This is a genomic window from Crocosphaera chwakensis CCY0110 (genome assembly GCF_000169335.1).
GTDB classification, from domain to species: domain Bacteria; phylum Cyanobacteriota; class Cyanobacteriia; order Cyanobacteriales; family Microcystaceae; genus Crocosphaera; species Crocosphaera chwakensis.
Map to the genome: position 1 here is coordinate 1 of NZ_AAXW01000124.1, position 3,890 is coordinate 3,890.

Below are 3,890 nucleotides of genomic sequence, written 5' to 3' on the forward strand. Positions count from 1 at the left end.
AAGCCGGGTGTCCTTTTTCTGTTAAGGTTTCACTATCATATCTTAAGATTTCGTCCTGGGAAAATTCTGAGAGTAATCTGTTTTCAATGGATATTGTTCCGTTCTTAGACGTTACTTTTTGAGCAGCCGTTAAGATTAATAACTTTTTCCCTTGCTTGGCTTTTTTCATTAGTCTTGAATGCCATTCTAAGGTCGAAGAGAAAGTAAAATAATCCCATCCTTCATGTTGATAATCATTGACCATAATATAAGGGTCAACCTTTTCATCTAATAACCCGTTAATAAACTCAATGCTCTCATCAGAAAGGTCAGCATCAGCCAAGATTATTTGATAAGCTTGGTTTAAAAGTTTTTTCAGTTGCTTGAGAACTTGAACTCGATATTCTTTAATGTCGGTTTCACCATTTAGGGTATGCCAGATCACCTGTTCACACTCATCTAAAATAACGATGGGTTCTGTACCTCGCCAATGGTCTGCGTCAAACCCTTTATATTTTGGTCTTAAAGAATCCGTCACCAAGGCATATCCTAAAACCCGTCCTTCTGGGTCTCTTTCGGTTCGATAAGGAACTCCTAACCGTTCCCCTAATGCTCTGGCTAAATTTTCTAGGTGGGAGAGAATGAAGATTGGCCGCCCTTTCTTGATAGCTCTACGACAACGCCGGCTTAACTGTTCTGTTTTCCCTGTGTTTTGAACCCCTTTGATGCCCACTAACTTATTATCGGGAATTTCAACAGTGAAGTAACGTTGATTAACCTTGACAGAGGGTAAGTAGGTTAAATAGTCGGTTTCAACTTGCTCCCCTAACCATTCATCGAAGGGAATGGCGTTATCTAAGATTTCTTGTACTTTCTTGTGGCCATGATTGGCTGCTACATCATCGATGCCCTTACCTAGTTCTCGGTTCCAAACGGCGACTAATGGTTGTCCTCCTTCATTTTTAATGGCTTTCCCTAAGCGTTTAATGCCTTGTTTAACCGCCTTAATGGATGACGGTTTAGTGTCCCCTTGATCTAGCGTAATGATAACTTTTCGGTCAGCCACTAGGGGTTTAAGTTGGGGGATTAATTCGTGGCGTTTTTTCAGAGCGTTCCATTTTGCCCCACAGGTACAGCCAAACAGAGAAACTGAGGCATTACCCCCTGAAAGGGTACAAAGGGCTTTCTTGCCCCCTTCATCGAGGACTAGGGGTATTGTTTGATTTTGGGTGAACCATGGCCAAAATGCCTGATCTTCATCAGGAGGGGTAAGGTCGTATTTAAGGGCAATATTTTCGCGAATTTCTTGGGGGACGGGGGGAATGTAGGGAACGTCGCCGATTCCAGCTTGAGCGTAATATTTTCCCGTTCGCTTACCACTGTCAAAGAAACCAAAGAGCTTACTTTGCCAGGGTTCTCCTGTTTCAGAGAAGAAAGTAGCCCCTAGTAGATTGGGTTTAGCCTGATGACCAAATCGGGTGTATTTCCAGCCCATGAGGTCATACAGGGGTGTTCCCATCACTTCTTTGGTAATGGGGTTAATTTCGATGTCAGGGACGATTTTGACCGCTAAATCGTAAACGTTAGTGGCGATCGCTGAAAGGTTGATAAATTCCTGCTTAATTTTTGTGGCATCCATTCACCAGTCCTCTTGTGGTGCTACACAAGGGGGTTATCTGAGTTTCATTACCTAGTTGAATGATCTATATCCACAAAAAAAACGGTAAACTTCAAAATAGTATAAAGATTTTTAGGTAAGGGTTTTCCCCTTTTGGTGAAGTTAACTGGTTTCTGCGATCGGGTTTTTCAGACCGGATTCAAATTAAGTAATTAAAACTTCATTAAAGGCAACCCCCCTTTTTTTTTGTCAGTAATATATAAAAGAGATTCTAATTCTTTGCAGAGATATACACAACTAAATCAATAAGAAACGTTTATGAATTATCTGCCTAACCGCATTTAACCCTAAATATCTAGACTAAATCAAGAATTTTGAGTAAGATCATTAACTATTAAAGTCTAATCATCTATTACATCAGGGATACTCAAATTCACTTCAGGATGAGTATCGAGGTCAAGATTTCTACTTATTTTGTCTTTATCCCCCCCACCCCCATACCCAGGACTCAACATGGACAAACTGGCGATCGCACCACGAACTTGTTCCGGTTGAACCTCTAAATATTTTTGAAGCTGTCCCAAATTTCTATGACCACTCACCTCCTGGATCACCCTCAACGGAATTCCTCCATTACTCATCTGAGTTAACGCTGTTCTCCTGAAGCTGTGAGTGGATGCCCCAACAATTCCCACACTTATACAGGCTTTCCTAAAGATTCTAGACGCGCTATCCGGTTGTATATGTCCTTCTAACCTTCCAGGGAATAAGTAGCGTTCCGCGCGATCTATCCTGTAGTTACTCAGCAGTATCCTTAAATCCTCAAACACTGGGATGGTTCTAGTGGCCAATTTCCCCTTAGTGTTTTCCTTACGGAAGATGACCTCATCCATGACACGGCCACGACGATCATAGACATCTGTTGTCCTCAAGGTACAAGCTTCATTAATTCGACAGGCCGTAAACAACATCACCCCAAACAGCACCCGATCTCGTTCCAGTTTTAACCCGTTAGAGAATAATATCTGGATCTCTTCTATGGTTAAAATCTTGGCTCGCCCATGTCCGTTAACTTTCATGTAGGCTTTCGTCAAGTCATTAGGCTTAAAGCTTGATTATATCTGCTTTGTGTTCTCCATCAGAAAGAAGATGTTTAACCTAACTACCCTTTCGTCAAGTATTTGGGTTCATCTTACCCTAAAACACAGAATATTTATCCGTGATCCGATCATCGGCGATCCCCCTAGTAGTCATTTTAAAATTTTTCCACTACATGGGAATCACTACCGAATACTTTTAACTATGAGTAATCAAACGGATTTTATATTACTATTTTTAATACTTTTTCTACTACAAATCTTTTTTTTTATTAGTCATTTGATTATAGTTATTAATAATAGTTTGTGTATTCGGATGATTTACTCCTAATGTTTTTATAGCAATCATTATTGCTTTTTTATACAGGGGTTCCGCTTCTTCATATCTTCCTTGAGCATTGTATAATTCAGCCAGATTATTGAGGCTAGTTGCCACATTTGGATGCTCTTCTCCTAGTCTTTGTTTAACAATATCTAAACACTGTTTAGACCAAGGTTCTGCCTGTTTATAAAGCCCCTGCCCTTCATAAAATCTACCTAAACCAAGGTAAACCCATATTAAATCATCATCATTAATCCATTGATTTAACTCTTTAGCTCCTACAATCAAATGAGGAATAATTGAGGTTAATTCTTTAATTTCACTTTGGATAGGAGTGTCTGATACTTGTTGAGAAATAGTCACTATTAATTGACAATATGCTTCCTTAGCTATTTCAGCTAACTCTGAAGCTTCTAACTTTTCTCTTAAATACTGATGAATTAAAGTATGTATCTCATATCTTTGATTTCCTAAATTTTTAACTAAATTTGAATTAATTAAACTATCTTCTAATATTTCTTCTAAATCATCTTCATTTTCTCTATGGGATATTTCTTTAATTAAGTGATATTCAATGGGAGCTACTTCAAATAAACTTAAATATAAAGCGATTTCTTTGGCTTCTTTATTTAGCTGTTCCCAACTAATATCAAAGGCTGCTTTTACGCCTTCTTGGGCTGTCATTTCTTCAGAAGCTTCTTTTAGTCCTTTAGTCTCTAAATGATTTTGTTTTAATCTTTCTCTATATCGACTAATTGACCAATTTGGACGACGTTTTAAAAATCTAGCTACCAGTTCTAATCCTAATGGTAAATATCCTAACTCTTTACATAATAATTTAGCTTCCTCTATTTCTTGATTAACTCTTCTCCCC

3 protein-coding genes are annotated in these 3,890 nt (G+C 38.6%); all 3 read right to left on the reverse strand.

Annotated features, from left to right (window positions below; genetic code table 11):
- Window positions 1-1,618: DUF3854 domain-containing protein (locus CY0110_RS27415; protein WP_008278929.1), on the reverse strand; the 1,618-nt coding region annotated here is incomplete at its 3' end.
- Between the two features lie 380 nt (window positions 1,619-1,998).
- Window positions 1,999-2,676 (reverse strand): tyrosine-type recombinase/integrase, encoded by a 678-nt coding sequence (locus CY0110_RS27420; protein ID WP_008278930.1) that lies wholly within the window; start codon window positions 2,674-2,676, stop codon window positions 1,999-2,001.
- A 271-nt stretch (window positions 2,677-2,947) separates the two neighbouring features.
- Window positions 2,948-3,890: tetratricopeptide repeat protein (locus CY0110_RS27425; protein WP_008278931.1), on the reverse strand; the 943-nt coding region annotated here is incomplete at its 5' end.

Excerpts from the sequence above, each read along its gene's own strand:
- CY0110_RS27420 (WP_008278930.1), bottom strand. The coding sequence starts at position 2,676 with ATGAAAGTTAACGGACATGGGCGAGCCAAGATTTTAACCATAGAAGAG.